Origin of the sequence: Microbulbifer agarilyticus, assembly GCF_019800665.1 — a bacterium.
GTDB lineage: Bacteria > Pseudomonadota > Gammaproteobacteria > Pseudomonadales > Cellvibrionaceae > Microbulbifer > Microbulbifer agarilyticus_C.
The window spans coordinates 640,582-666,858 of sequence record NZ_JAHVKO010000004.1; the positions used below are offsets into that span (position 1 = coordinate 640,582).

Sequence of the window (26,277 nt, forward strand, 5' to 3'; positions counted from 1 at the left end):
TAAAACTAAATTTTTATTCGGTTTTTTATTCGTTTTTTGTATATCGCCAAACATTTGTTTTTGACGCAACGGGTTAGGCGAAAGTCTTAAATAATTTATAAATAAAAAAGGCGACTCGTGAGAGTCGCCTGGGGAAGTAACCGAATAAATATTCGGTTGTTGGGGTTGGAAATCAGAGGAAGCCCGGGTTGGCCACCACCACGTAACCGTGTCGGTGATGGTCCCATTGGTAGTAAGTGTCGTAGGCAACAAAGTAGTTCAGGCCATTAAAGCTGACGCTGAATGCGGTGCCCGGCAGTGTGCGAACAAAGGCGCCTACTGGGGCCTCGGCCACCACGTAGCCGGGACCGTAGGGACGGTAAAAAATACCGTCGCTGAAGTAGTAGCCCAGGCCGCCAAAACTCAGGCTGACATAGGACGTGGGCAAACGCTTCCAGCGGTAGCCGTAACCAAAGTGTGCCGGACGCCAGCGATGCTTGTGCGGGCGGTAGTAAGGCCGATGGTGTGGGCGGTGATGCGGCTTGTAGTGTGGCTTGTGACGGGGCTTGTTGTGCCCGCGGTAGTCCACATACTGATAGTCCTTGTAGTACTTGCGGTCGTGCTTATGTGCCTTGCGTTCATGTTTGCGCGCTTGGCGTTCGTGCTTGCGTGCCTGATGTTCATGCCTATCCGCCTTGCGCTCGTGTTTACGGGCTTCTTGCTTGTGATAGCGTTTTTTGTCCTGGTGGCGATCGTGGCGACGGTCCTGTTCGTCACGCCGTTTGTCGGCGATGTCACGTATCCGGTTGCCGTGCCGCACCTGGTGGTCGCGCTGCTGCATGTGCTTGCGACCGTGGTCGTGGCGGTGGTGACGGTCGTCCCGGTCGGCCAGGGCGGGCGCTGTGGTCAGCAGCAAGCTGGCGGTGGCAACCGCAGTGATCAGTGTTTTCATGGTCGTTCTCCTCAGCCATCCGTGTGACTGACTCTGTGGCCTTATGCAAAGGCTTCTCGATAACGTGGGGGCCAGTGTGCCCCCTGTACACTGAATCCTTCCTGAACCGGTTGCAGAAACTCCCTGTGGCGGCAAAAACTGAATGTGACCAATGCTTCCCGATTTGTTCGGGCACCCCGCGGAAGGTAAGATGCCGCGCAACTAACCACTTGGCGGAACCCCGGCAATGCAAGTTTTTCACCACGTGGCCAGCCTGCGCGAGGCGCTGGCGGAGGCCCGTCGCGATGGCAAGACCATCGGATTCGTGCCCACCATGGGCAACCTGCACGACGCGCACATCGAACTGGTCAATCTGGCCCGCAAGCAGTGTGACGTTGTGGTGGTGTCGATCTTCGTTAATCGCCTGCAATTTGGACTCAATGAAGACTGGGATACCTACCCCCGTACCATGCAGGCGGACATGGCCAAGCTGCGTGCAGCCAACTGTGATTACCTGTTCCACCCGGATGAAGCCGAAATCTACCCCAATGGGATGGACGAGCAGACCAAGGTCATCTGCCCGGCGATGACCGATGTACTGTGTGGCGCGAGCCGCCCGGGGCACTTTGAAGGCGTGACCACGGTGGTGGCAAAGCTGTTTAACATCGTGCAGCCAAACAAGGCGGTATTCGGTATCAAGGATTTCCAGCAGCTGGCGGTAATCCGCCGCATGGTGGAAGACCTGTGTATGCCGGTGGAGATTGTTGCGGCACCGGTGCACCGCGAAGACGATGGTCTGGCGATGAGCTCGCGCAATGGTTATCTGAGTGAAGAGGAGCGCCCGCGTGTGGCGATTCTCAACCAGTCGCTGAACTGGGTGAGCGATGAGATCAAATCTGGTCGCAAGGATTTCCCGGCGCTGGAAGATGAGGCACGGGCGAAAATCGAGCAAGCGGGCTTTAAGGTGGATTACTTTTCCATCTGCAACAGCAAGGACCTGCAGCCTGCGGCCCACGACGATAGCGAGATCACAATTCTCGGCGCCATGTACACCAGCGGTGCGCGCTTGATCGACAATGTTTCCTTGAGTGTGTGAAGTCAGGAGTTCGTTAATGCAAATTGAGATGTTGAAAGGCAAGCTGCATATGGCGGCGGTTACCCAGGCGGAACTCTGGTACGACGGCTCCTGTGCGATCGATGAAGATCTAGTTGAACTTGCGGGGCTGCGCGAGTTTGAAAAAATCGATATCTACAATGTTTCCAATGGCGAGCGCTTTCACACCTATGTGATTCTGGCGGAGCGCGGTTCCGGCATTATTTCAATGAATGGTGCTGCAGCGCGCCGCGTGCAGGTTGGCGATCGTATTATTATTGCCGCCTATGCACAGATGTCTGAGGCTGAGGCCGACTCTTTCAACCCCAAGCTTGTTTATTTGGATGAGCAGAATCGGGTTGAGCGTAGTACCAATACTATTCCTGTGCAGATGTCTGAGCCCGCTTAACTTTTTTGGGTTTCGTGGTCCGTTTTATTGCTAGATCGGTGGCGGCAGCGCGACGGCTATTAGCTTTCAGGACCACTGTAAACCCATCCCTGGGCGTTGCGGCGCAAACTTCCTGTTTGCGACGCTCCTGAAAGCTAATACCCGTCACTCTACCTTCGATTTCTACCTTTTTGCTTCGTTAGCGATGTCTAAGGTTTCTCCCAACTTGAAGGGAAGGCCGAGTGTTGGAAGCCTGTTTTCAGGACCGTCGGCGACAGGGATGTCGCCGACGCAGCGTACATGGACGTATTCACAGCGGTCCTGAAAACAGGCTTCCGGCGCTCGGCCGCCAAGGAACTCCACAGAATGGGGCCTCGTGGCAAGTTTGTGACCAGATGACCACCCGCCTACCATACCTCCAAATTCAAGGTAGGATTCCACCCATCTCAATGTCATCTCTGACAAACCCCAAAACCAGCGAACCCGTCACTTGGGATCAGCTGCTAAAAAGCGGCTGCCGTATCTTCGTTGGTTCACATGCCGCCGTTCCCGATGCATTAATGGCTGACCTGATTGCCAATAGTCGGGGGTTGAATGACATCGAAGTTACGCAGGTGTTTACACTTTCAGATAATGTCTGGGCGGAACGTAAACACGCTGAGCTGTTTACTATCAATGCCTTGTATATCGGTGGTACCGCGGTGCGCAATGCGGTCGCCGAAGGGCGCGCGGACTATACGCCCACCTTTCTGTCGGAAGTGCCAAAGCTGTTTAGCGATCATGTACTTCCGTTGGATGCCGCACTGATTATGGTAAGCCCGCCGGATGAACTCGGTTACTGTTCGCTCGGTGTGAGTGTAGATGTGGTGTCATCCGCAGTGAAGCATGCCACTACCGTAATCGCCCAGATTAATCCGAGCATGCCGCGTACCTGTGGCCACACGTTTATTCATCGCGATCAGATACATGCCTGGATGACCGAAGATGCTTCCATCCCGGAATCCCCACCACCGGAAATGGATCAGGCGGTGGAGCAGATCGGGCAGTATGTTTCCCTGCTGGTAGAGAATGGGGCTACGTTGCAGATTGGTATGGGCAAGATCCACGATGCGGTGTTGCGCTACCTGGGTAATCATAAAGATCTGGGTGTGCACTCGGAGATGATTTCCGATGGCATCGCTCGGCTAATGAAAAGCGGGGTGATCAATAACCGCAAAAAGACCTTCCATAAAGGTAAAACTATAACCGCTTACTGCATGGGGTCACGGGAACTCTATGACTTTGTCGATGGGAATCCCCATGTCGAGCTGTATCCCGCCGAGCATGTCAGCTCGCCGGTAAAGATCGCGCGCAACGACAAGATGGTGGCGATCAACAGCGCTATTGAGGTGGACCTCACCGGGCAGGTGGTCTCGGACTCGATCGGCCGGCTGCTATATAGCGGCATCGGCGGGCAGGTGGATTTTATCCGTGGCGCCGCGCTGAGTAAGGGTGGCAAACCCATTATCGCCCTGCCATCCACGGCGCGGGACAAAGACGGCAAACTGGTGTCTCGCATCGTTGCTTCCCTCACCCCGGGCAGTGGTGTGGTCACCTCACGCGCGCATGTGCACTATGTGGTAACCGAATACGGTATCGCCTCCCTGCGCGGCAAAAGCGTGCGCGAGCGTACCCTGGAAATGATCCGCATCGCGCACCCGGAGTTCCGCCGCGAGTTACTGGAAAAAGTACGCGAGTTTTACTGGGTGCCGGAATACCAGGAGCAAGCGCCCACCACGGTGCCGGAGCTGGGCCCAGTGGACCAGAAACAGTACACCTTTGATGGAATGCGCTATACCTTGCGTCCACTGCGCCCGTCGGATGAACGACGGTTACAGGAGTTCTTCTACACCCACAATAAAGAAACCCTGATGATGCGCTACAACCACCATGTGACGCAGATGTCGCGAGAAAAGTCCTGTAGTCTGGTGAGCGTGGATCAGGGGCGAGACCTGGCACTGTGCTTTACCGACTTTGATGGTGAAAGCGAAGTGATTCAGGGGGTAGGGCGATATTACTACTATCCGGCGGACAACAGCTGCGAAGTGGCATTCGTGATCAAGGAGAGCCGCCGCGGCAAGGGCATTGCCACCACCTTATTGAAAGAAATGGAAAAGGTTGCACGGGCGCGCGGTATTGCGAAAATGTTTGCCTGTGTGCGCCGCGACAACAAGCCGATGCTCAAAATATTTGAAGCGAACGACTTCACTACCCGTTCTGGTGACTCCATGGATGAGCTCTATCTGGAACTGACTCTGTCTGGGAACAAGGACTGACTATGCCCGCCGTTGGATTCTTCTCTGACCCCGCCTGCCATAAACACGATATGGGCGACGACCACCCCGAGTGTCCCGCGCGCCTAGATGCGATTCAGGATCAGTTACTGAGTAGCGGTATTGAATATGTACTGCGTTTCTTCGACGCCCCGCAGGCAACGCGCGAACAAATTGAGCGGGTACACACTGCGGAATATGTGGAATCGATTTTTGCACGCGCACCCAGCGAAGGCTTTGAAGTCCTCGACGAAGACACCCGCATGAATCCCCACACACTGATTGCCGCATTACACGCAGCCGGCAGCGGCGTGGACGCAGTGGACCGCGTTATGCGCGGCGAGATCAATTCAGGATTCTGTGCGGTACGCCCACCGGGCCATCACGCCGAGCGTGACAAGGCCATGGGTTTCTGTCTGTTTAACAATATTGCAATTGCTGCCGAGCACGCGCGAACACAGCATGGTTTCGAAAGAGTTGCGATCCTCGATTTTGATGTGCATCACGGCAATGGTACCGAAGACTTTGCCGCCGGCCGCGATGGCTACCTGTTCTGCTCCAGCTTCCAGTCGCCGTACTACCCGTTCTCCGGCACTGGAGAATTGCCGGCCAATATCATCAACTCCCCGTTGGAAGCGGGCGCTGGTGGTGACGCGCTGCGCGAGATCGTCGCCGAGCAGTGGCTGCCAGCCCTGGAAAAGTTTCAGCCACAGATGTTGTTTATCTCCGCTGGATTTGACGGACATGTGGAAGACGCTATGGCGCAACTGCGTTTTAAGGAAGACGACTACCTGTGGGTAACCGAGAGGCTGCGGGAATACGCAGACGAGAACTGCGAAGGGCGGATTGTTTCCGCGCTGGAAGGTGGTTATGCGTTATCTGCACTGGGGCGCAGCGTTGTAGCTCACCTCAAGGGATTAATTGGTGGTTAGGGCGGTGTCATGTGTGTAGATGCGAAGGGGCTGTGGTGGGTATGGTTTTTCAGGAGCGTCGGCAACATGGATGTTGCCGACGCAGCGTACAGGGATGTATTCACAGCGGTCCTGAAAAACCATAGCCGCTACAGGGCCGCCACTAAGTTCGCTAGTGGTAGCCCCTCAGGCCGAGTTACTCTTCATAAATCGCATAAAACTTCTTAACCGAACCAATGGTTTCCCAGGTTCCTTCAAATCCCGCCGGAATACAGAATGCATCCCCGGCGGTAACCCGCTCACTGTCCCCGTCGGCATCGGTAATGATCGCCTCGCCATCAATGATGTAGCAGAACTCGTCCTCACTGTAAGTAAGTGACCACTTGCCGGCATCGGAAGACCAGATACCACAGAAGAAGTTGTCCTTCTTGTTGGTGAAAAAGTGCTCGGTCCACTGCTGCGGGTTGCCCGCCAGTACCTTCTCCGGTGCCACCACCCCGGACTCTCTCTCCACCTTACCCTCTGCAACGCGCATCAACTTCGCAGTCATACCTACCTCCGGCAATATCAAAATGTGATCACTTTTATTGTCGCCATATTTTGCCTGCTTGCGACAAAAAAGGCACGGGATTCCAGCCAGACGGTGGGAAAGCGCAAAGACGTCAGGCTATGATGAAAGGACAGGATCGGTGACAGCGTTGTCATGCAGCCGCCGCCAGTGGTATAACTTGTCGGGATAGCAGCGACTCGAATATCAGTGACACAGTGCCAGCGACACATTTCCAGTGATAGATGGCCGTGCCACACAACGCGCCGGGTATAGCGATTGCCGGGCGTATCGCTGTGATGCCTGCAGCCAACAGGTCTCAATGAATGGGGCCGTGCAGCATCCCGATAATACTAATAAGGGAGAAAATGATGTCTGAAGTGCACACCTACCCGGTGCCCGAAACCTTTGCCGCCAATACCCTCGTCACCAATGACGACTACCAGCGGATGTACCGCCAGTCCGTAGAGGACCCGCAGGCGTTCTGGTCCCAGCAGGCCAACGACTTCCTGCAGTGGAGCAAGCCGTTCACCAAGGTGGTCGAGGAAGACCTGACCAAGGGTCACGCGGCCTGGTTTGCCGACGGCGAACTGAATGTTTCCGTTAACTGTATCGACCGCCACCTGCCAACCCGCGCAGCGCAGACCGCATTGATCTGGGAAGGTGATGATCCGGCCGACAGTAAGAACATCACCTATCAGGAGCTGCACGACAACGTAGGACGCCTGGCCAACCTGCTCAAGGCGCGTGGCGTCAACAAGGGTGATCGCGTGTGCATCTACATGCCGATGATCCCGGAAGCGGCCTACGCCATGCTTGCCTGTACCCGTATCGGTGCAGTGCACTCCGTGGTCTTCGGTGGCTTCTCCCCCGACTCTCTGAAAGACCGTATTCTCGATTCCGACTGCCGCCTGGTGATCACTGCCGACGAAGGCGTGCGCGGTGGCCGCAAGGTGCCACTGAAAGCGAATGTGGATAAGGCCCTGGCTAGCTGCCCGGACGTGCATACCGCGGTTGTGGTTAAGCGTACCGGCGCCAATGTGGATTGGGACAGCAAGCGCGATATCTGGTACGCAGAATCCGTCGCCGAGCAAAGCACCGACTGCGCCCCCGAACCGATGAACGCGGAAGACCCGCTGTTTATCCTGTACACCTCCGGCTCTACCGGTAAACCCAAGGGCGTACTGCACACCACCGCTGGCTACCTGCTGGCCTCTACCATGACGTTCAAGTACACCTTCGATTACAAAGAAGGCGACGTCTTCTGGTGTACCGCAGACGTTGGCTGGATCACCGGCCACAGTTACATCGTCTATGGCCCGCTGTGTGCCGGCGCCATATCACTGATGTTCGAAGGTGTACCGACCTACCCGGATGCCTCTCGCTGCTGGCAGGTTGTGGAAAAACACAAGGTAAACACCTTCTACACCGCACCCACCGCGATTCGCGCGCTAATGGGCGCCGGCGACGATTTCGTTACCAAGTGCGACCGCAGCTCGTTGAAACTGCTGGGCACCGTGGGCGAGCCGATCAACCCGGAAGCCTGGGAGTGGTACCACAATGTGGTCGGCGAAAATCGCTGCCCGATTGTGGATACCTGGTGGCAGACCGAAACCGGCGCGCACATGATTACCCCGCTGCCCGGCGCAACCGCGATGAAACCCGGTTCCGCGACACGCCCGTTCTTCGGCGTACAGCCGGCGCTGCTGGATGAGAAAGGCCAGGAAATTGACGGTGAAGGTGAAGGCGCTCTGGTGATGAAGGCCAGCTGGCCGAGCATGATCCGCAGTGTCTACGGCGATCACCAGCGCATGATCGACACCTATTTCTCCACCTTCCCCGGCTACTACTTCACCGGTGACGGCGCGCGCCGCGACGCCGACGGTTACTACTGGATTACCGGCCGTATCGACGATGTACTGAATGTCTCCGGCCACCGTCTGGGCACCGCAGAAATCGAAAGCGCGATCGTGCTGCACGAAGATACTGCCGAGGCCGCAGTGGTGGGTTATCCACACGACATCAAGGGCCAGGGTATCTACTGCTATGTGACCCTGAAAAATGGCCGCGAGCCCTCCGAGGAATTGCGCAAGGAACTGATCAACCTGTGTGTGCAGGAGATCGGTCCTATCGCCAAGCCCGACATCATTCAGTGGGCCCCGGGCCTGCCGAAAACCCGCTCTGGCAAAATCATGCGCCGCATCTTGCGCAAGATCGCCTGCAACGAGTTGGATTCTCTGGGTGACACCTCCACACTTGCCGATCCTTCTGTGGTTGATGAGCTGGTGGATCATCGCGCGAACAAGTAATTACGTTCCTCCGTCCCTGGACGTTCTATTGGGCGTCCGGTGGGGAAAAGCGCTGGGGGCGGGTTTTCAGGACCGCTGTAAACCCATCCCTGGGCGCTGCGGCGCAAACCTCCTGTTTGCGACGCTCCTGAAAACCCGCCCCCAGCACTTTCCCTTCCATTCCCGCTGCCGCGTGCAAGTTTTACCGGGTCACAAGTGAAATATATTCGCTAAATGCGAAGGTGGAGTGCCGGGTATCGCTTTTCGAAAGCGTCGGCGACAGGGATGTCGCCGACGCAGCGTACAGGGACGTATTCACAGCGGTTTCGAAAAGCGATACCCGGTACTTCACCGCCAGAGGGCGCCAACAATACGAGCCCCGAGCTGGGTCGTCTTGCTCTGAGCCAAGACAAAATCGACATCCAGTGATTTAATGAATTAAAGGATTTGAATATTTCCCTGTAGCAACGGAGGCCACATGCAGAATATTCTCGTCATCCTCGACAAGCCCAAGCATGAACAGATAGCCTTGGAGCGGGCACTGGAGCTGGCGGAAAAGTCGGGCGCGAAGCTGCATCTGGTGAGCTTTGTCTACGAGCCCGTGGTCTCCATTCCTCTGCTGTCCGGTTCCGTGCTGAACGTCAGCGACCAGATTCAAAATGAGCGCAAAAAATGGCTGCAAGAACTGCAGAGCGAGCACTCACTTCCTGCGGGCTCCACCGCCGAAGTCATCTGGCACCACGATATCCCCTACTGGACCCTCGACTATCTCGCCGCCAATGACTGCGACCTGGTGGTAAAAACCGCACAAAAACAATTCGGCCGTGGCGGCTTCGGCTCCATTGACTGGCGCATGATCGAGTCGGTTCCCGCGCCCCTGTGGCTCGCAGTGAGTACCCACTGGGTGAAGCGCGATCGCATCGTTGGCGCCCTGGATCCCGCCATCGACAACCCTCTGCATGTGGAATTAAACCAACGCGTACTCGCCGTGGGTGGTACATTGAGCGCGCTAGTCGGGGCCGACCTGGAAGCCGTAGCCTGTGTGCCTACGCCCGATGAAGTGGCGGACCTGGATGAATTCCGCGAGCAGGCCGGTGCCCTGTTGTCAGCTATAGATACGGTTATTGCCGACAGCGGGGTAGAATGTAAAAAAACGCACTTTGTCACCGGCAAGCCCGCGGTCGAAGTAAACCGTGTCGTGGACCGCAATAAAGCGCGCGCAATACTTGTGGGGCGTGGTGTGCGCAAGGGGCCAAAAGGCTTCTTGCTGGGTAATACCGCCGAGCGTATCCTCGGCCGTGCCAACACCGATGTGCTGATTGTGCCCTGACCATTTTTGCCCCAAGACCCGATAAAAAATAATAAGTAATAACATGATGAAACTACGCAACTGGATAATTCCGACTCTCACGGCCGTGCTGCTATCGACTGGTGCCGCGGCGGAGGAGTCCGTCGACAAAAAGCCCACCTACGACCCCCAGTTGGCATCGGAGCTCGGTGCCGATAAATATGGAATGCACAAATATGTGCTGGCACTGTTAAAGGCTGGCCCGAATCGCGATCAGGACGAAGCTACCGCGGCGGAGCTGCAACGTGCGCACATGGCAAATATCCAGCGTCTGGCGAGCGAGGGCGTGCTGGTGCTGGCCGGCCCATTTCTTGATGGCGGTGCATTGCGCGGAATTTATGTATTTGATGTGGATACGGTAGAAGAAGCGCGCAAATTGACCGAGACAGATCCGGCAATACAGGCCGGTCGCCTGGTGATGGAACTGCACCCCTGGTATGGTTCCGCGGCACTGAAAGCCGTTAATGATTTGCATGGCAAGCTGTCTCAGCAAACGCCGTAATTGTCCCACCTAAAGCAGTCAGAGCACTTCCGTGAACGAACAGCAGTACCTGTGTGACCACTATCGTTTTAACGCCGAACAGCGTTTAAAAGCCTTTAACTTTTTTGTGGTGCTTTCCATGTTTGCCGATGGCGGTATTTTTACCGCCGTGGAAAAAGGCTTTCATCCGCTCATCCTGGTGCTGCTGGGCGGATTTGTGGTGATTGTATCTGCCGTATTCTGGGTGATGGATATGCGCAGTCGCCAGCTGTTGAACCTGACGGTACCCGGCTTACGCGCCATCGAAGCGCAACTGCCAGAGCCGGCACGAATTTTCACCCGTGACCTGAATAACCAGGGCCGCTGCATTCGCTACACCTTCGCTATCCGTGCGCTGATCCTTGGGCAGTTTATTTGCGGCACTGCTGTGGTGGTCTACGGAATGCTCGCCTGTTTCGGCGTCATTTGAAACGTCCCTCCCTCAATCGTATCTCAGCTCCAGCCTGACTTCTTCCTGCCCGTTTCTTAACGGGCACTGCCATCGCCGCGTGTGCGGGATCTTTTCCCTATGCGCTATCTATACTCATCTCCCCAAACAAAAAGATTCTCTAGCGGGAGGCCTCCATGCTCGACCATATCGGTTTGACTGTGCACGACTACGAGCGCAGCAAGGCATTTTACCTGGCGGCGCTGGCGCCTCTGGGATACGAGCTGGCCATGGAAATGGGCAACTGGGCCGGATTTGGTTGGGGTGGTAAGCCGCAGTTACTAATCAAAGGTGGCTCGACCACGACACCCGCAGTGAACATCGCCTTTAGCGCCGAAGACCGGGAAACCGTGCACGCCTTCTATCAAACTGCGCTGAAGGCTGGTGCTGCAGATGACAGTAGCGAAGACGGTGGCGCGCCACGTCTGCGTCCGGAATACCACGCGGATTACTTCAGTGCCTATGTGCGCGATCCGGATGGACACCAAGTAGAGGTGGTGTGTCATATCCCCGAAGATGCCTTTTGAGCGGGTTTGACTTGCCGTGAAACTGCTTGCCATTCTCACCGACCCGCGCGATACCGACCGTGTCGCGGCTATTGCCGAAGCGCGCAAGGCCGAGGAGTTTCGCATCGAGGGGCCGGTGCAGAGCGGGCACCAGGCCATGCGGCTACTCACCAGCGACGACAAGGTACAGGTGTTTCTCGACGATCTCGCGCCGCTGGTGGATGGCGTGGCCGGAGCGCGCGTGCTGGTTATTCCGGTGGAGCTGTCGCTGCCCAAGCCCAGCGATGCGCAGCGCAAGAAGGAAGACACCGCCCTGGCAGCGCGCGAGGCGCTGTACGCCAGTGCGGAAAAGAGTGCCCGACTGGATCGGGATTACGTGATCCTGGTGGTGCTTTCCACCCTGGTTGCCGCCATCGGCCTGCTGGAAAACAATGTTGCCGCGGTCATCGGCGCCATGGTGATCGCGCCGTTGCTGGGGCCCAATATGGCGTTTGGCCTGGGCACCGCGCTGGCGGACACGGCGTTGATGCGCAGCGCGTTGAAAACACTGGTGGTAGGCCTCTCGGTGGCCGTGGGCCTGTCGGTGGTGATTGGCCTGATCTGGCCCTGGGGGGCGCTCAGCAACGAGCTATTGTCACGCACCTATGTGGGGTGGGACTCGGTGGTGCTGGCGCTGGCGTCCGGTGCCGCCGCCGCACTGTCGATGACCTCCGGGTTATCCAGCGTTTTGGTCGGGGTGATGGTGGCCGTCGCACTGCTGCCGCCGGCAGCCACCTTCGGCATGATGCTGGGCTCCGGCAAGTGGCAGCTGGCCCTGGGTGCCGGCCTGTTGTTGGCGGTGAATATCGTGTGCGTCAATCTTGCGTGTAAGTTGGTGTTCTTGATGAAGGGGATTGAGCCGCGTACCTGGTGGCAGAAGAAGTCTGCCAACAAAGCCATGAAGATCTACATCGCCGTGTGGGTGTGCACCCTGCTGTTATTGATGGCGGCCATCTACCTGCGCGATCAGTTTAATCTGCAATAGCCTTCCCCATGCCCCGCACTCCTCGCACTCACCGGAACTAGCGCTACAGGGTCTTCTGAGCTCCGGTGTCGCGGCCCCAAACACCAACAGTCTCTCTGTAGACGACGGCCAATACGCGACCGGTATGGCCTTAGGAGTGTCGAGTTTTGCTTGTAGGTAAGCCGCCTTAGGATGGCTTTGGAGGTGAAAACCGTAAAGTAGGATGTAATTGCGATAAATAATTAAAATTTAATATGTGAAGGCTGGATTTTGAAAATTTGGTGGATATAATCGCCGTCGTCACCAAAAGTGACCAAATAATGTTCAGTTCTCGCCTGTGGGGGCCACAAGCCCGCCGCGGTTCAGGTCAAGTATCACTATGTCGCCCCAGTCTCTATCGCAGGCAACCGAAGCCATTCCTGTGTCTCCGCCCGTTATGGTGCTGGAGGACGAGCAGCCGGTTGAAACTACCCAGTCTACAAATTCGCAGGTCAACGAGCGCCGCAACCGTCGCACGCGCTGGAATGAGTGGCTGCTGGACGTGTTCGCCATGAACAGCTTTTCCTGGGCAATCGCCATTCCCATCGAGCTGTTGCTGGCGGGGATGAGCTGGAGTGAACACCTGAAAATTCGCCTGCTGGCGGTGGTGTTTAACTCGGTGATCGCGCGTCCGTTCAGTATGTACCGCGCTTGGATCGTAAAACGCTTTGGTCGCGGCGGCGCCCTGCATAATTACGCAGTGGATACATTTGTGTTTCTGAGTTTTCAGCTACCGCTGTACACCGTCAATATGATGCTCGGTGGCGCGTCTATGGCAGAGATCGCCACTGCCTGTATTACCTTCGCCATGATCGCCGGCGTTCTTGGGCGTCCGTACGGAATCTATCTGGATTTCCTGCGCCGTGTTTGGGCGCGGCGCAGCGCGGGGACGCATGTCACGGATGACATGGATACCGCCACCTGTGGCGTTAAGTAGCTGTAATCGCGTGAAGTTGACTTGCCCGGGCGGGTGACTTCCAATGCGCCTGGCAAGATTTCCGGCACGTTCGGGAATATTGGCGTAAAATTGACTTAAGTGGGACGCTTGTTTGGTGTAAAACACCGCTAAGCGAATTGCTCCACTGAGCCTATGGACGTAGGAATAGCGTCCAAGAATTCGCAGCAGGATGCGAAATATCCGCCGGGGTGTAAATACCGGCGCACACAAAACCCTCTAATAAGTGCCCCGTTAACGGGTATACAACGTGGGTTTTGATCGGGTTGCAGGATTAACCCGTACGTACCAATGGTTTCAAGGATGAATATGACCATGACCTACTGCCGCCCGGTGGGTAGCCCCGTTGTTGGTGCTAACACCATAAATGCTCGCCCTATCGTTGCCCGTACCTGTATCGCCTGTGCGCTGATCGCCCTCGCGCCGACGGCTGCATACGCCTTTCCCGGCCAGGCACTATTGCTTGATACTGGGATCCCCCTGTTCTGGTTATTGCTTACAGGAGCCTCACTCGTTGGCCTTATGGCGCTCTATATGCGGTTGCGGGCCCAGCTGCAGGCGGCCCAGGAATCCGCAGCTGTCCGTGTCTCAGATTTGCAGGCAGAGAACGCCAAACTGTTTCGCCAGGTGCAGACCCGGGTTCATGAGCTGATGGAGCGGGATAAGTTGTTGGAGGAGGTCAAGCTTTCCGCTGCGCAGTCCGAAGAAGAGCACCGGGATTTCCTCTCCATGACCGGGCACCGTATGCGCAAGCCCTTGGAAACCCTGGTCAGTACCATGAGCTTGCTCGCGCGCGGCGGCAATGATGAAAGCCGGCACCTGGCGGACGCGGCATTGGGGCAGTGCCGTACGCTACGCAGCAATATCGAAGAGATCCAGCGGGCCGGCCAGGGGACTCCCGAGGGCGTAGGCGCCGCTGGCCAGGTACCGGCAGTTTCGGCACAGGGTGTTGAGGAGGCGCATCAGCCACTGAATATTCTATTGGTGGAAAATGATGGGCACGCCAGCTTACGCCGGCGACTGGAGGCCGGGGGGCATGAGGTACGTTGCGAGAGCAATGGAATTGATGGCGCCGAGGCAGCCCTCAAAGCGAAATACGACTTGGTGCTGATTGATGTACGCCTACCCCTGATCGATGGTGTGGAAACGGCGCGGAAAATGCGCGGCGATTATTCCAATGACAGCCTGCTTATTTTTGGCATGCTCGACAGCCTGAATAAGGGTGATCGCGAGCACTATATGGCGAAGGGATTGACCGGAGTGTTGCCGAGCGAGCCTTCCGAGGCGCAGCTGGCGCAGTTGTTGAGCTGGGTGGAGCAGAAAGCCCAGGGCAAACGGACCAAGAGCAAAACGTCTCGCGCCAACAAAGTATTGAACTCAATCACGCTCGAGCGGCAACGGGATACCCTCGGCCACTTGGCGTTTGCCGAGTTACTTGGGGAGCGCCTCGCCAGCCTGCCCAAGAAAATCACCGCCTTCACCAGCGCTCTGACCGGTCGACACTGGCTCGACGCCCAACACCAGGCGCAGGCGATCGCCGCGGAAGCAGAAAGTGTCGGCTTGGAGGTGGTTGCCGGGCGCCTGAAAGCGTTGTCGGCCCGCTTGTCCATCGACAGCGAGCGCGACTACTGCCGCCACCAGCGCACCGAGATCCTCGGGCTGATGCGCACTTCCATTCAACAGCTGAAATCCTGGCGCGAGAAAAACGTCCATACCGAGTGGGCACTGAGATAAACCCGGTGATTGTCGCGATGGGTAGCCGCTGGCAGCGGTTATCCTGAGTGGCAATAGCGCTTACACTTAGCGCTGGTTTAATGAAAGTGAATGAATGGAAGTCGAGCCATGCCCGAGCAGTACCCTGTTGAGCAACAAACGGAACGTGAGCGCTCTGCGCGCGATGTCGCCACCCTGGTGTACCTGATTCAAGCGATCAGTATTTTCACCGCGGTCCCCTTCTTTGTCGGCGTGATTATCAACTACGCGAAGCGCGGCGATGTGCGCGGCACCCTGGCCGAGTCCCATTTCCGCTGGCAAATCCGCACCTTCTGGTACAGCCTGCTGTGGTTTGTGATCGGTTGGGCGACGGTGTGGATTCTGATTGGTTTTGTGGTCTGGGGAATCAGTTGGATCTGGGTAGTTTACCGCGTAGTGCGTGGCTGGCTGAATCTGGCAGACAATCGCCCTGCTTACTCTTAAGTCGCAGAGTCTTAAGTCGCAGCGCCGATTGGTAAAAGAATTGAAGTTGTAACGATAAACGGTGAGAGAAAACCGTTGAGCGGCCCAGGAGGCCGCTCTTTTTTTGTCTGCAAAATGCGGGGTGGTGTGCGGGGGGCTTAGAGCCCGCCCATCAGCGCGAGCACAAACAGGTCCGCGGGCAGCTGCTGGCCGTTGACCGCCAGCACCCCTTTATCCAGCTGCAGGTGCATGGTCAGCTGGCCGTTCTCTTCCAGCAGAAAGCCGTACTGTTTCAGCGCGCTTGCCTGCATGATCAGTGGTGACTGCATCAGCGCCTGCTCAGACGCTGAAATATTCGCGCTGCCCTCCAGGCTGTCCAGCCAGAACAGCTTGTCATTCTGTACTCGCTGACTGCGCGGGATCCCTTTCCAGTCCACATCCAGTTGCAGTTGCATGGGTCCATTTGCGGTGGCGATATCCAGCTGCTGTTGCGCCTGTAGTGGACGCTGGAACACCTGTGGCCAGCTGCGCTCGGCGGAGGGCTTTAGTAACAGGCTGTACAGGAAGTGGTGCAGGTCGTCATAGGTGACCGCGGGCAGGTGAAGCTGCTGAGTCAGGCTGCTGGCAGGTGTGGCGGACTGGATGTCCGGCAGGTTGATTGCGGTTTGCACCTTTAGGGTCTTTGGCGCAACCAGCTCGCCGGTGTAGTCCAGTGCAACATCCCGCAGTTCCAGCGGGCCGGAATCATTGTTGGTGCGCACCAGTGGCAATTTGAGCTGCAGGGTGCCTGCGCCGGTTGGCGCCAGAGCGAAGTCGCCACTGGCGGATTGCAGGTACAGCGCCTCGCGGTGGCCATCCATGCGCACAAACTCACCCAGTTCGAAGCGGCTGTCTTGTTGCTGTCCAGTGTAATCGGTCACTAGGCGAATCTTGCCCCCGGCAAACTGGATTTGCTGGTCCGCCACGTTGCGGTCGATGGGCTGCAGGTGCAGGGTGTTGATCACCCGATTGTTGGTGGCAACGAGGGTTTCGACCACTACCGGACTTTCATCCAGAACCTGGCTTATCGGGCCGTAGTAGGCCTCTAGCTGGTGACGCAGAGACGGTTCCAGCTGTTTGCCGGTCAGGCGGGTTTCCGCGTACAGGGCGCCGACCTTGAGGCCGCTGCGGGTAAACAGCACCGGACCGTGCTGGATGTCGCTCTGGGTCTCGGTTTTGCCGTCCTTGCCGGTGAGCAGGGTCACCGCCTCGGCGCCAAACCAGCCGCGTCGATAACCGGTCAGTTCGATATTGTCTTGCTGGCTGAGCTGCTGTTGCAACACCGTCTCCACCTGGGGCCCGATCAGACGGGGGGCGATCAGGGCGGCCAGTAGCAGCAGAGTGGTGACGACGATAAGGCCAAAACGTAAGACTTTCATGCGGACAAATTTCAGGCGATTGGATAAGAGCGCTCGATAGTAGCAGATCAAGATGAATCTAGTGACCCCGGTGCTGCTATCGCCCTAATAGGAGGGACTGATAGAGGATACCTAATAGAGGGTGCCTGACAGAGGGTACCTTAATCCCCCTCGATGCAGCCGCTCTCACCGGCGATCGCCCGCGCTACTTTCGAGTTGCTCTCGCGCTCCAAGGCGCGGGAAATAAAATTGCCCGCCTTGGCTAGCCGCGCCAGGTCCACACCGGTGTGAATACCGAGTCCGTCGAGCATATACAGCACATCTTCGCTGGCCACATTGCCCGAGGCGCCGCGCGCATAGGGGCAGCCACCGAGGCCGGCCACCGCCGAATCGATAACGCTCACACCCGCCTGCAGTGCCGCGTAGATGTTTGCCAGCGCCTGCCCGTAGGTATCGTGGAAGTGCACGGCGAGTTTTTCCATCGGGACTTGTTGTGCGACAGTCTCGATCATGTGGCGCGCTTTCTCCGGGGTGCCAACGCCGATGGTATCGCCGAGGCTGATTTCGTAGCAGCCCATATCCAGCAGGGCGCGGCTGACCTCGGCAACTTTTGCCGCAGGAATGTCACCCTCGTAAGGGCAGCCGAGTACACAGGAAACATAGCCGCGTACCGGGATGCCATCCATGCGCGCCTGTTCGGCGAGCGGGCGGAAGCGCTCGAGGCTTTCTTCGATTGAGCAGTTGATGTTTTTACGGGTAAAGCTTTCTGATGCCGCACCGAACACCGCGACTTCGTCGGCCCGTGCGTCGCGGGCGCGCTCGTATCCAACCATGTTGGGGGTGAGCGCACTGTAGGTGACGCCGGGGGCGCGTCGAATACCGGCAAGTACGTCTTCACTGGCTGCCATTTGTGGCACCCATTTGGGGCTGACAAAGCTGCCTGCTTCGATGACCTGCAGACCGCTGTCGCTCAGTAGGTCGATCAGCTGCACGCGGGTCGCCACCGAAATCGGCTGTTTTTCATTTTGCAGCCCGTCGCGGGGGCCGACTTCGACCATCTTTACCTTGTGGGGCAGTGACATTGCCTTGAACCTCGTTAGGTATTTTTCGCTGGTTACGCCTGGCGGGCTGCCCCGCCTGTTGTGCCTGGCTCGCTGTACGTGGGCTGTTAGTTTTTGACTGTTTCACTGCTGAAATCGATCAGCAGGCTGCCACCATCTACCAGTTCGCCCGGCGCGCAAAAGAATTGGCTCACGGTGCCGTCCGCCGGTGCGCGCAGGGTGTGCTCCATCTTCATTGCCTCCATCACCAGCAGTGGTTCGTCCTGTGCAACCTGCGCACCAGGCTCAACCAGCAGGGTGACAATGGTGCCGTTCATCGGCGCTTCCAGTCCGTGTGCGGCATCGGCCCCTTCGCCGATATCCGGTGGCAGGATTTTGAAGTCGACCTGCTCGCCGCTGACAAAAACCGTGCCTTCGTCATCGTGGGACACACTGGAATAATTCACCCGGCGCCCATCCAGAACTGCAACGCCCTGGCCATGCAGCGCGGAAACGGTACCGCTCTGGTTGTCCACGGCAGCGCTGCACTGCCAGCTGAGGTTTTGCTCGCTGCCAGAAAAATGAATCTCGATTTCGCGTCCGTGCACTTCCACCTTTTGGCTGCGCCAAACCGTCAGGCCGTTGCGCCAGTTGTTGCCACTGTGCCACGGTGAGTGCGTGTCTGCCTTGGGGGCAGAGCGGTGCTGGTCGCGGGTTTCGCGGTGGGCAAGAAATACGGCAATGGCGGCACACTGTTGCGAACGCAGCTGCTGCTCCTGTTGCAGGATTTCCTGTTCGTGATCCTCAATAAAGTGGGTATTCACACGGCCGTTCACAAATGCGGTGTGATTGATCACGCGGCGCAAAAACTCAATATTGTGGCGCAGGCCGGCAATCTGATAGTGCTGCAGTGCGCGGTCGAGTTTTGCCAGCGCTTCGCGGCGGTTGCTGCCGTGTACGATGAGCTTGGAGATCATCGGGTCGTAGTGCACGCTGATTTCATCGCCGGTCTGCACGCCAGTATCCACGCGCACGGATTGGGTCTCCGGCGGCGGCTGGTGGCGCAACAGCTTGCCAGTGGCCGGCAGGAAATCGTTGTCCGGATCTTCCGCGTAAATGCGCACTTCAAAGGCGTGGCCGACGATATGCAGGTCGTCTTGTGCAAGCGGCAGGGGATCACCGGCGGCGACGGCGAGCTGCCACGCGACAAGGTCTTGCCCGGTGATCATCTCGGTGACCGGGTGCTCCACCTGCAGGCGGGTGTTCATTTCCATAAAGTAGAAAGAGCCACCGGCATCCAGCAGAAATTCCACGGTGCCGGCACCGACATAGCCGATCGCGTGCGCGGCGCGCAGTGCGGCTTCGCCCATTTTTTTGCGGGTCTCCGCCGGTAGGCCTGGAGCCGGTGCTTCTTCGACGACTTTCTGGTGGCGGCGCTGTACGGAGCAGTCGCGCTCAAACAGGTAAACCCCATTGCCCTGTTTGTCGCAGAACACCTGGATTTCCACATGGCGCGGATTTACCACGTAGCGTTCGATCAACATGATGTCATCGTTGAAGGCGTTCAGCGCTTCACGCTTGGCGGCATCCAGTGCAGCGTGGAACTCGTCGGGTTTATCCACACGGCGCATACCTTTACCGCCGCCGCCAGCAGCTGCTTTCAGCAGTACCGGGTAGCCAATGCGGTTGGCGTGGCCTTCGAGAATACCCGGGTCCTGACTTTGGCCGTGGTAGCCCGGTACCAGTGGCACCTTGGCTTCTTCCATGATTCGCTTGGCGGCGGACTTGGAGCCCATGGCTTCGATGGCGCCGGCGGGAGGACCGACAAAGATAATGCCGGCTTCTTCACAGGCGCGGCAGAAGTGCGCGTTCTCCGACAGGAAACCGTAGCCCGGGTGAATGGCGTCGGCACCGGTGCGTTTGGCTGCGTCGAGGACCTTGTCGATATCCAGATAGGATTCTTTGGCGGGCGCCGGGCCCAGGTGCACGGCTTCGTCGGCTTGCTGCACGTGCAGGGCATTGGCGTCTGCATCGGAGTAAACCGCGACGGTGGCAACGCCGAGACGGCGTGCGGTGCGGATAATGCGACAGGCAATTTCGCCGCGGTTGGCGATCAGCAGTTTGCGAATCATGGCTGGCTCTGTTTGGTTTTTCGCGCTCTTGGTGGAGCTCTGTTCCGGCTTTTCTGGCGGCCGGGTAGCGGAGACGAGTTTTCAGGAACGCTGTGAACCCATCCCTGGGCGCTTCGGCGCAAACTTCCTGTTTGCGACGATCCTGAAAACTCGCCTCCGCTACCCGGCCTTCAATTTAGACTTCTGTACTGTGCAAGCGTTGTTGTGCGTTTCAGTCTTCGCTGGTGTTCATCCAGCTTGGTGCGCGTTTTTCCAAGAACGCGCTCAATCCTTCCTGGCCTTCTGGGGAAACCCGCACGGCGGCAATCAGTGCACTGGTCTGGCCCTGAAGCTCCGAATTGATTACCCGGTTGGACATGGACATGGCCAGCTGTTTGGCCATGGTGACGGCGTTGGGGCCGTTGTCGGTAATACTGTTCACCAGTTTCTGTACGGTCAGGTCCAGATCGCCCTCGGCAACAACTTCCGAAACCAGCCCGATTTCCTGGGCACGCGCTGCAGAAAAGCGCTCGGCGGTGACGAAGTAGCGGCGTGCCTGACGCGCGCCGATGGCGTTGATCACGTAGGGGCTGATGGTGGCGGGCAGCAGGCCGATTTTTACTTCGCTCAGGCAGAAGCTGGCGCGCTCGGTGGCAATGGCGATATCGCAGCAGCTCACCAGTCCAACGGCACCGCCAAAGGCTGCACCCTGCACGCGCGCGATGGTCGGTGCCGGGAACTGATCGAGTTTGTGCAGCATGGCCGCGAGCGCTGCCGCGTCCTGGCGGTTTTGCTCTTCGCTGTATTCCGCCATGCGCTTCATCCAGTTCAGGTCGGCGCCGGCGGAGAAACTCTTGCCATTGGAAGCGAGAATCAGTGCGCGCACGCCGCCGCTGTTGGCGAGCTTGTCGAAGGTCTCGCCCAGCTGGCGAATCAGATCGTCGTCAAAGGCGTTGTGAATCTCGGGACGGTTCAGGGTTACCGTCGCGACGCCTTCGCTATCGATCTCGCACAGCATTTTATCGGTCATGTTCTTTCCTTAATTCGTATAGGCAGAGGATTAGCCGGTTCAGCCAACATTCTACATGCGGAAAACGCCGAACTTGGTTTCCTCGGGCTCTTTGTGGGTGGCCGCGGCCAGACACAAGCCCAGTACCGTGCGGGTATCTTTGGGGTCGATCACACCGTCGTCCCACAGGCGTGCCGACGCGTAGTAGGGGTGCCCCTGGTGTTCGTAATCGTCGATGATTGGCTGCTTGAACTTGGCGATCTCTCCCTCGCTCCAGCTTTCGCCTTTTGCCGCCATTTGGTCATTCTTGACCTGTGCCAGTACACCGGCTGCCTGCTCACCGCCCATCACGGAAATGCGCGCGTTGGGCCACATAAACAGGAAGTTGGGATCGTAGGCGCGGCCGCACATACCGTAGTTGCCGGCCCCGAAAGACCCGCCGATCAAAATCGTGATCTTGGGTACCTTGGCGGTGGCCACCGCGGTCACCATCTTGGCACCGTGCTTGGCGATGCCGCCGGCTTCATACTGCTTGCCCACCATAAAGCCGGTGATGTTCTGCAGGAATACCAGCGGAATGTTGCGCTGTGCACACAGCTCAATAAAGTGCGCGCCTTTTTGTGCGCTCTCGGCAAACAGGATGCCGTTGTTGGCGACGATGCCCACAGGATAACCGTGAATACGGGCAAAACCGGTCACCAGCGTGGTGCCGTACATCGCCTTGAATTCGTCAAATTCAGAACCGTCCACCACGCGCGCAATAATCTCGCGCACGTCAAACGGCTGGCGTGAATCCTTCGGCACAATCCCGTAAATATCTTCCCGTGGGTAAATCGGCTCGATCGGCTTCTTGATGTCCAGACCCGGATTCTTGACCCGGTTCAACCTGGCCACAGAATTGCGCGCGATCTGCAGCGCATGGGTGTCGTTGTTGGCGAAGTGATCGGAAACCCCGGAAGTCTTACAGTGCACCTCGGCACCACCCAGCTCTTCGGCAGTCACCTCTTCGCCGGTAGCGGCTTTTACCAGCGGCGGGCCGGCGAGGAAAATGGTGGCCTGTTCCTTAACCATAATGGACTCATCTGCCATGGCTGGAACGTAGGCTCCACCGGCGGTACAACTACCCATTACCACTGCGATCTGCGGGATATTCTTTGCCGACAGGTTGGCCTGATTAAAGAAGATGCGCCCGAAGTGTTCGCGATCCGGGAACACCTCATCCTGCCGCGGCAGGTTGGCGCCACCGGAATCCACCAGATAAATACACGGCAGATTGTTTTCGTCGGCAATGGCCTGCGCACGCAGGTGCTTCTTCACGGTAAGCGGATAATAGGTACCACCCTTCACCGTTGCATCGTTGGCCACAATCACACAGGGTTGGCCGGATACGGTACCGATTCCGGTCAGAATTCCTGCCGCTGGCACGTCTTCACCGTACACATCGAAGGCGGCGAGCTGCGAGAATTCCAGGAAAGGACTGCCGGGATCCAGCAGTGCATCAATACGGTCACGCGGGAGCAGCTTGCCGCGCGACACATGCTTCTCACGCGCACGCTCACTACCGCCCTTGGCGATGGTTTCCAGTTTCTCCCGCAGGTCGTCAACGATGCTTTGCATCTGTTCGCGGTTTTCTGCAAACGCAGGGTCGCGGGAATTAATCTTGGTCTGAATCTGATTCATAAAAAATACGAGGCCAATTCGTAGTCAGAACCTGGATGCGAAGGTGTTGCCGCCGTAGCCGCTTTTCCAGACCTTCTAAAACAGGGATGTTTTAGAAGAGCCCCCATGGATGGGTTCACGGCGTGTCTGGAAAAGCGGCTACGGCGGCAGCACCGCCACGGAATTTCAAAAAGTTATCGGGTCTCGTTAAACAACTCGCGCCCGATCAACATACGACGAATCTCAGAAGTACCCGCGCCAATCTCATACAGCTTGGCATCGCGCAGCAGGCGGCCGGTGGCGTATTCGTTGATGTAGCCATTGCCGCCCAGGGTCTGGATCGCCTGCAGTGCCATCTGCGTGGCGCGTTCCGCAGTAAACAGGATTACCGCCGCAGAATCCTTGCGCGAATCCTCACCGCGATCACAAGCCTGAGCCACCGCGTACAGATACGCGCGGCTCGCATTCAGGTCCGCATACATATCCGCAATCTTGCCCTGCATCAGCTGGAACTCACCGATCGCCTTGCCAAACTGTTTGCGCTCGTGAATGTACGGCACAACAACATCCATACACGCCTGCATAATGCCAACCGGGCCGCCAGACAGAATCGTGCGCTCGTAATCCAGGCCGCTCATCAGCACGCGCACACCGCCGTTCAGCTGACCCAGAATATTCTCTTCCGGTACTTCGCAATCCTCAAACACCAGCTCACAGGTGTTGGAGCCACGCATGCCCAGCTTGTCCAGCTTCTGCGCCTGGGAGAAACCCTTAAACCCGCGTTCCACGATAAACGCCGTGATACCGCCGGAGCTGATACCCGGCTCGGTGCGCGCATAGATCACATAGGTGTGTGCATCCGGCCCATTGGTGATCCACATCTTGTTGCCGTTCAGGATGAAACGGTCACCCTTCTTTTCGGCCTTCAACTGCAGGCTCACCACATCGGAACCCGAGTTCGGCTCACTCATAGCCAGTGCGCCGACATGCTCACCAGAGCACAGCTTCGGCAGGTACTTGGCTTTCTGCTCCGGGGTACCGTTCTTGCGGATCTGGTTTACACACAGGTTGGAGTGCGCGCCGTAGGAAAGGCCGACAGAGGCCGACGCGCGCGAGATTTCTTCCATCGCCACCGCGTGAGCCAGGTAACCCATATTCGAGCCGCCGTATTCTTCCTCTACGGTCATGCCCAGCAGGCCGAGTTCTCCAAACTTCTTCCACATATCCGCGGGAAACAGGTTGTCCTCGTCGATCTGTGCTGCGCGCGGGGCCAGTTCTGCCTGGCAGAACTTGTAGACCATATCCCGCAGCATTTCGATGTCTTCGCCGAGGCCGAAGTTAAGAGTTGGGTAAGGCGTATTCATGGGTTGCTCCGCGATGACTCAGTCAGAGTGTTATTAGGTTGAAATTAGTTACGGTGTTCTTTGAGGGCCGCCTGGGTGCGGGCGGTGGCGTCATCCAGCTGCGCGAGCATCTTCTCGATGTCGCGCTGCTGCTGGCGCAGTTGCTCGCGCTTGCTTTCGATGCGCTCCAGCAGGCGATTGAGCTGCTCCACGTTGCCGTGGGCCGGGTCGTACATATCGATGATTTCCCGGCTCTCATCCAGCGAGAATCCCAGGCGCTTGCCGCGCAGGATCAGCTTCAGGCGCACCCGGTCTTCCGGGGAATACACCCGCGTCTGCCCACGCCGCTCCGGGCTGATCAGCCCCTTGTCTTCATAAAAGCGGATGGTGCGGGTGGTAATCCCGAACTCCTGGGCCAGCTCGGAAATGCTGTAGTTGTCGGCGCTATTGGTGGCGGTGGCGTTCATTTGCGGTCCTCTGATCTGCCCGAAGTCTAGTTGACGTTTACGTTAACGTAAACTTCAATCTGGGCCAGATTGTGACCGAAATTGGCCTTGGGGTTTCCAGAATCCATAAATAAAGATGAGCTGGGTGTCAGGGTGCCGGGACTGCGTGGCCTGCAGGGGAGATAGTGCTTGCGCTGAAAGGGGGAAATTTTATGTAAGGTTTCCGTCCCGCTGGGTACAGTAGCCCGTATCAACCGCTGCCAGTGATGGCCCAGCGGCCTATTTCAACGGATAGATAACGATAACTTGGATACTCGGGAACGGACCTTTCAGCAGCTGGTGGATGAATGCGGCGGCGGTATTGCCCGTGTCGCGGGTAGCTACGTGCGCAATCGGGCGGAGCAGGAAGATCTCGTGCAAGAGATCTGGATGGCCATCTGGCGGGCACTGCCGAATTTCCGCGGCGATTCGAGCTTGCGCACCTTTGTTTACCGCATTGCCCACAACCGCAGCGTGACCCAGTTGGTCCGGCGACGGGACACTGGCGACAGCGACCTACTGGAAAGTGTGTGTGACGAGCGGCCGGGACCGGAGGGCAGCTTGATACAGGCGCGGGATGCGGAGAGGCTGATGCGCGCGGTGGCGCAGCTGCCCCTGGGCATGCGCCAGGTACTGAGCCTGCGCTTTGAGGGGCTCAGCTATAGCGAGATATCCGAAGTGTTGGGTATTAGTGAATCCAATGTGGCGGTGCGCCTGAATCGCGCCCGCGAGCGCTTGAATACAAAATTGGGTAAGACGGTATGAGTGGCGACGCAAACAACAAGCCGGTAAACGATACGGCAGAAAATGACGAGCTGCAGGCCCTCGCGGAAGTGTGGCAACAGGCGACAGTTGCGCCGCCGGTACCAGACGTTATTCGCAACAGGATTCGTCGAGAGGAGCGGAAGATGCGCTTGTACGCGCTGCTCGAATGGGGCGCGGCAATAGTGGTTGGGTTTTGCGGAATTTACCTGATGCTGACCAGTGAGGTGCGCGACGCACCGTGGCGTGCGCTGCTGGTACTGGTGTTGTTGATCGGGGCAATGGCGTTCTCTGTCTCCAACCGTCGAGGCTTGTCGGCGCCGCTGGAAGAAACCACGCAGGCGTATCTGGAGCGCGCGCGGCTGCGGCTGGTGCGCAAGCGTCGCACCCTGCAATTCGCATGGCTGCTGTTTGTCGCAGAGCTGGTGATTCTTGCGCTGTGGCAGTGGCTGTCGCAATTTGGTTGGCTGGAGCCCATCTTTGGGCAAAACAGTGCCGCCAGCATTGGCCTGCTCGGTGTTTTTACCCTGGCGATGGCCGCGTGGAGCCTGTGGTATTGGCGCCGTATACAGCGCAGTGCACAGCAGATTGATTGCTGGCAGCGAGAAAATAAGGCGATCAACGAAAAGTAAAAAAATAAGAAAAATAAGTTGTAAGAAAGTTTTGTTCGCCGGTACTAAAGCAAACGTCGATCGAACAACCTGATTCAATTTTCCATCAGATATAGAGACCTTGCTTATGTTGTCGAACCTTGAACAAAAAACTCAGGATTTCCTCGAACTACTGTCGGGACTGGACCCAGTGCAGACTGCGATCTTTGTGGTGTTTTTCTTTGCAGTGTGGTTTTTGCCGAGCCTGCTGGCGATCTTTTTCAATCGCAAGCATTTGGGGAAAATCTTTCTCGCCAATGTGCCTGCAGGACTGTCGTGGATTGCCTGGGTGGCGTTGCTGGTGTGGGCGGTGACGGGAAAGCTCAGCGGCAAGCTGGCGAAGAAGTACGAGTCCCAGCAGGCAGCCGCCAGTTAACT

At 57.5% G+C, this 26,277-nt stretch carries 25 protein-coding genes; 16 read left to right on the plus strand and 9 right to left on the minus strand.

Features of this window, described 5'->3' with window-relative positions:
- Nucleotides 1–172: 172 nt before the first annotated feature.
- The gene (locus KUV22_RS12205) at nt 173–931 is read right to left on the minus strand and encodes a DUF6515 family protein (RefSeq protein ID WP_222231465.1); all 759 of its coding nucleotides are present in this window, start codon (nt 929–931) and stop codon (nt 173–175) included.
- 226 nt (nt 932–1,157) lie between these two features.
- On the opposite strand from KUV22_RS12205, the gene panC reads away from it, so the two are divergent.
- The 4 genes from panC to KUV22_RS12225 all read left to right on the plus strand — a co-directional run bounded on the left by panC (nt 1,158) and on the right by KUV22_RS12225 (nt 5,635).
- Nucleotides 1,158–2,006: a pantoate--beta-alanine ligase gene (gene panC / locus KUV22_RS12210; RefSeq protein ID WP_222231467.1), complete on the plus strand. Its 849-nt coding sequence runs from the start codon at nt 1,158–1,160 to the stop codon at nt 2,004–2,006.
- 16 nt (nt 2,007–2,022) lie between these two features.
- On the plus strand, nt 2,023–2,412 hold the full coding sequence (panD, locus tag KUV22_RS12215; RefSeq protein ID WP_222231469.1) for an aspartate 1-decarboxylase: 390 nt from the start codon (nt 2,023–2,025) through the stop codon (nt 2,410–2,412).
- A 428-nt stretch (nt 2,413–2,840) separates the two neighbouring features.
- Nucleotides 2,841–4,706, plus strand: a complete 1,866-nt coding sequence (locus KUV22_RS12220; protein ID WP_222231472.1) for a GNAT family N-acetyltransferase — start codon at nt 2,841–2,843, stop codon at nt 4,704–4,706.
- A 2-nt stretch (nt 4,707–4,708) separates the two neighbouring features.
- Nucleotides 4,709–5,635 carry a histone deacetylase family protein gene (locus KUV22_RS12225; protein ID WP_261319472.1) on the plus strand — a complete coding sequence of 309 codons (927 nt, stop codon included), beginning with the start codon at nt 4,709–4,711 and terminating at the stop codon, nt 5,633–5,635.
- 175 nt (nt 5,636–5,810) lie between these two features.
- Here KUV22_RS12225 and KUV22_RS12230 read toward each other — a convergent pair whose 3' ends face one another.
- Nucleotides 5,811–6,164, minus strand: coding sequence for a cupin domain-containing protein (locus KUV22_RS12230; protein WP_222231474.1), 354 nt, complete (start codon nt 6,162–6,164; stop codon nt 5,811–5,813).
- A gap of 368 nt (nt 6,165–6,532) precedes the next feature.
- Between KUV22_RS12230 and acs the strand changes: the two genes are divergently transcribed.
- From acs to KUV22_RS12275, 9 genes are all read left to right on the plus strand, one after another.
- On the plus strand, nt 6,533–8,470 hold the full coding sequence (gene acs, locus KUV22_RS12235; protein ID WP_222231476.1) for an acetate--CoA ligase: 1,938 nt from the start codon (nt 6,533–6,535) through the stop codon (nt 8,468–8,470).
- 457 nt (nt 8,471–8,927) lie between these two features.
- Entirely contained in the window at nt 8,928–9,779 is an 852-nt protein-coding gene (locus tag KUV22_RS12240) for a universal stress protein (protein ID WP_222231477.1), read from the plus strand.
- Between the two features lie 43 nt (nt 9,780–9,822).
- Nucleotides 9,823–10,299 (plus strand): YciI family protein, encoded by a 477-nt coding sequence (locus KUV22_RS12245; RefSeq protein ID WP_222231478.1) that lies wholly within the window; start codon nt 9,823–9,825, stop codon nt 10,297–10,299.
- A gap of 31 nt (nt 10,300–10,330) precedes the next feature.
- Nucleotides 10,331–10,747, plus strand: coding sequence for a RipA family octameric membrane protein (locus tag KUV22_RS12250; RefSeq protein ID WP_222231480.1), 417 nt, complete (start codon nt 10,331–10,333; stop codon nt 10,745–10,747).
- 155 nt (nt 10,748–10,902) lie between these two features.
- Entirely contained in the window at nt 10,903–11,292 is a 390-nt protein-coding gene (locus KUV22_RS12255; RefSeq protein ID WP_222231482.1) for a VOC family protein, read from the plus strand.
- Between the two features lie 16 nt (nt 11,293–11,308).
- Nucleotides 11,309–12,295 (plus strand): TIGR00341 family protein, encoded by a 987-nt coding sequence (locus KUV22_RS12260; RefSeq protein WP_222231484.1) that lies wholly within the window; start codon nt 11,309–11,311, stop codon nt 12,293–12,295.
- A 358-nt stretch (nt 12,296–12,653) separates the two neighbouring features.
- Entirely contained in the window at nt 12,654–13,250 is a 597-nt protein-coding gene (alaE, locus tag KUV22_RS12265; protein WP_222231485.1) for an L-alanine exporter AlaE, read from the plus strand.
- Between the two features lie 321 nt (nt 13,251–13,571).
- A complete protein-coding gene (locus KUV22_RS12270) occupies nt 13,572–15,002 on the plus strand; it encodes a response regulator (protein ID WP_222231487.1) in 1,431 nt (476 codons plus the stop codon).
- Between the two features lie 90 nt (nt 15,003–15,092).
- Nucleotides 15,093–15,464, plus strand: a complete 372-nt coding sequence (locus KUV22_RS12275; RefSeq protein ID WP_261319473.1) for a DUF4870 family protein — start codon at nt 15,093–15,095, stop codon at nt 15,462–15,464.
- A gap of 137 nt (nt 15,465–15,601) precedes the next feature.
- Here the strand turns inward: KUV22_RS12275 and KUV22_RS12280 are convergent, their stop codons facing one another.
- The 7 genes from KUV22_RS12280 to KUV22_RS12310 all read right to left on the minus strand — a co-directional run bounded on the left by KUV22_RS12280 (nt 15,602) and on the right by KUV22_RS12310 (nt 24,469).
- Nucleotides 15,602–16,861 (minus strand): DUF945 family protein, encoded by a 1,260-nt coding sequence (locus tag KUV22_RS12280; protein ID WP_222231489.1) that lies wholly within the window; start codon nt 16,859–16,861, stop codon nt 15,602–15,604.
- Nucleotides 16,862–17,001: 140 nt separating this feature from the next.
- Nucleotides 17,002–17,922, minus strand: coding sequence for a hydroxymethylglutaryl-CoA lyase (locus KUV22_RS12285; protein WP_222231490.1), 921 nt, complete (start codon nt 17,920–17,922; stop codon nt 17,002–17,004).
- Nucleotides 17,923–18,008: 86 nt separating this feature from the next.
- Nucleotides 18,009–20,012, minus strand: a complete 2,004-nt coding sequence (locus KUV22_RS12290; RefSeq protein ID WP_222231492.1) for an acetyl/propionyl/methylcrotonyl-CoA carboxylase subunit alpha — start codon at nt 20,010–20,012, stop codon at nt 18,009–18,011.
- 211 nt (nt 20,013–20,223) lie between these two features.
- On the minus strand, nt 20,224–21,021 hold the full coding sequence (locus KUV22_RS12295; RefSeq protein WP_222231494.1) for an enoyl-CoA hydratase/isomerase family protein: 798 nt from the start codon (nt 21,019–21,021) through the stop codon (nt 20,224–20,226).
- A gap of 51 nt (nt 21,022–21,072) precedes the next feature.
- Nucleotides 21,073–22,680: a carboxyl transferase domain-containing protein gene (locus KUV22_RS12300; protein WP_222231496.1), complete on the minus strand. Its 1,608-nt coding sequence runs from the start codon at nt 22,678–22,680 to the stop codon at nt 21,073–21,075.
- Nucleotides 22,681–22,853: 173 nt separating this feature from the next.
- Complete coding sequence (locus KUV22_RS12305; RefSeq protein WP_222231498.1) at nt 22,854–24,023, minus strand: isovaleryl-CoA dehydrogenase; 1,170 nt, start codon at nt 24,021–24,023, stop codon at nt 22,854–22,856.
- A gap of 44 nt (nt 24,024–24,067) precedes the next feature.
- Nucleotides 24,068–24,469, minus strand: coding sequence for a MerR family transcriptional regulator (locus tag KUV22_RS12310; RefSeq protein ID WP_222231500.1), 402 nt, complete (start codon nt 24,467–24,469; stop codon nt 24,068–24,070).
- A 285-nt stretch (nt 24,470–24,754) separates the two neighbouring features.
- Here KUV22_RS12310 and KUV22_RS12315 point away from each other — a divergent pair, with 285 nt between their 5' ends.
- The 3 genes from KUV22_RS12315 to KUV22_RS12325 all read left to right on the plus strand — a co-directional run bounded on the left by KUV22_RS12315 (nt 24,755) and on the right by KUV22_RS12325 (nt 26,275).
- A complete protein-coding gene (locus tag KUV22_RS12315) occupies nt 24,755–25,252 on the plus strand; it encodes an RNA polymerase sigma factor (protein ID WP_222231502.1) in 498 nt (165 codons plus the stop codon).
- Nucleotides 25,249–25,881 carry a hypothetical protein gene (locus tag KUV22_RS12320; protein WP_222231504.1) on the plus strand — a complete coding sequence of 211 codons (633 nt, stop codon included), beginning with the start codon at nt 25,249–25,251 and terminating at the stop codon, nt 25,879–25,881. Before KUV22_RS12315 ends, KUV22_RS12320 begins: the two co-directional genes overlap by 4 nt.
- Nucleotides 25,882–25,987: 106 nt before the next feature.
- Nucleotides 25,988–26,275 (plus strand): superinfection immunity protein, encoded by a 288-nt coding sequence (locus KUV22_RS12325; RefSeq protein ID WP_222231505.1) that lies wholly within the window; start codon nt 25,988–25,990, stop codon nt 26,273–26,275.
- Nucleotides 26,276–26,277 lie beyond the last annotated feature (2 nt).

What these genes read in the sequence shown, in the direction of transcription:
- KUV22_RS12220 (WP_222231472.1), top strand. Translation starts at nt 2,841, where the DNA reads ATGTCATCTCTGACAAACCCCAAAACCAGCGAACCCGTCACTTGGGAT.
- KUV22_RS12230 (WP_222231474.1), bottom strand. Translation starts at nt 6,164, where the DNA reads ATGACTGCGAAGTTGATGCGCGTTGCAGAGGGTAAGGTGGAGAGAGAG.
- panD (WP_222231469.1), top strand. Translation starts at nt 2,023, where the DNA reads ATGCAAATTGAGATGTTGAAAGGCAAGCTGCATATGGCGGCGGTTACC.
- KUV22_RS12320 (WP_222231504.1), top strand. Translation starts at nt 25,249, where the DNA reads ATGAGTGGCGACGCAAACAACAAGCCGGTAAACGATACGGCAGAAAAT.
- KUV22_RS12295 (WP_222231494.1), bottom strand. Translation starts at nt 21,021, where the DNA reads ATGACCGATAAAATGCTGTGCGAGATCGATAGCGAAGGCGTCGCGACG.
- KUV22_RS12290 (WP_222231492.1), bottom strand. Translation starts at nt 20,012, where the DNA reads ATGATTCGCAAACTGCTGATCGCCAACCGCGGCGAAATTGCCTGTCGC.
- KUV22_RS12310 (WP_222231500.1), bottom strand. Translation starts at nt 24,469, where the DNA reads ATGAACGCCACCGCCACCAATAGCGCCGACAACTACAGCATTTCCGAG.
- KUV22_RS12240 (WP_222231477.1), top strand. Translation starts at nt 8,928, where the DNA reads ATGCAGAATATTCTCGTCATCCTCGACAAGCCCAAGCATGAACAGATA.
- acs (WP_222231476.1), top strand. Translation starts at nt 6,533, where the DNA reads ATGTCTGAAGTGCACACCTACCCGGTGCCCGAAACCTTTGCCGCCAAT.
- KUV22_RS12205 (WP_222231465.1), bottom strand. Translation starts at nt 931, where the DNA reads ATGAAAACACTGATCACTGCGGTTGCCACCGCCAGCTTGCTGCTGACC.
- KUV22_RS12275 (WP_261319473.1), top strand. Translation starts at nt 15,093, where the DNA reads ATGAATGGAAGTCGAGCCATGCCCGAGCAGTACCCTGTTGAGCAACAA.
- KUV22_RS12285 (WP_222231490.1), bottom strand. Translation starts at nt 17,922, where the DNA reads ATGTCACTGCCCCACAAGGTAAAGATGGTCGAAGTCGGCCCCCGCGAC.
- KUV22_RS12280 (WP_222231489.1), bottom strand. Translation starts at nt 16,861, where the DNA reads ATGAAAGTCTTACGTTTTGGCCTTATCGTCGTCACCACTCTGCTGCTA.
- KUV22_RS12325 (WP_222231505.1), top strand. Translation starts at nt 25,988, where the DNA reads ATGTTGTCGAACCTTGAACAAAAAACTCAGGATTTCCTCGAACTACTG.
- alaE (WP_222231485.1), top strand. Translation starts at nt 12,654, where the DNA reads ATGTCGCCCCAGTCTCTATCGCAGGCAACCGAAGCCATTCCTGTGTCT.
- panC (WP_222231467.1), top strand. Translation starts at nt 1,158, where the DNA reads ATGCAAGTTTTTCACCACGTGGCCAGCCTGCGCGAGGCGCTGGCGGAG.
- KUV22_RS12270 (WP_222231487.1), top strand. Translation starts at nt 13,572, where the DNA reads ATGAATATGACCATGACCTACTGCCGCCCGGTGGGTAGCCCCGTTGTT.
- KUV22_RS12255 (WP_222231482.1), top strand. Translation starts at nt 10,903, where the DNA reads ATGCTCGACCATATCGGTTTGACTGTGCACGACTACGAGCGCAGCAAG.
- KUV22_RS12305 (WP_222231498.1), bottom strand. Translation starts at nt 24,023, where the DNA reads ATGAATACGCCTTACCCAACTCTTAACTTCGGCCTCGGCGAAGACATC.
- KUV22_RS12300 (WP_222231496.1), bottom strand. Translation starts at nt 22,680, where the DNA reads ATGAATCAGATTCAGACCAAGATTAATTCCCGCGACCCTGCGTTTGCA.
- KUV22_RS12245 (WP_222231478.1), top strand. Translation starts at nt 9,823, where the DNA reads ATGATGAAACTACGCAACTGGATAATTCCGACTCTCACGGCCGTGCTG.
- KUV22_RS12225 (WP_261319472.1), top strand. Translation starts at nt 4,709, where the DNA reads ATGCCCGCCGTTGGATTCTTCTCTGACCCCGCCTGCCATAAACACGAT.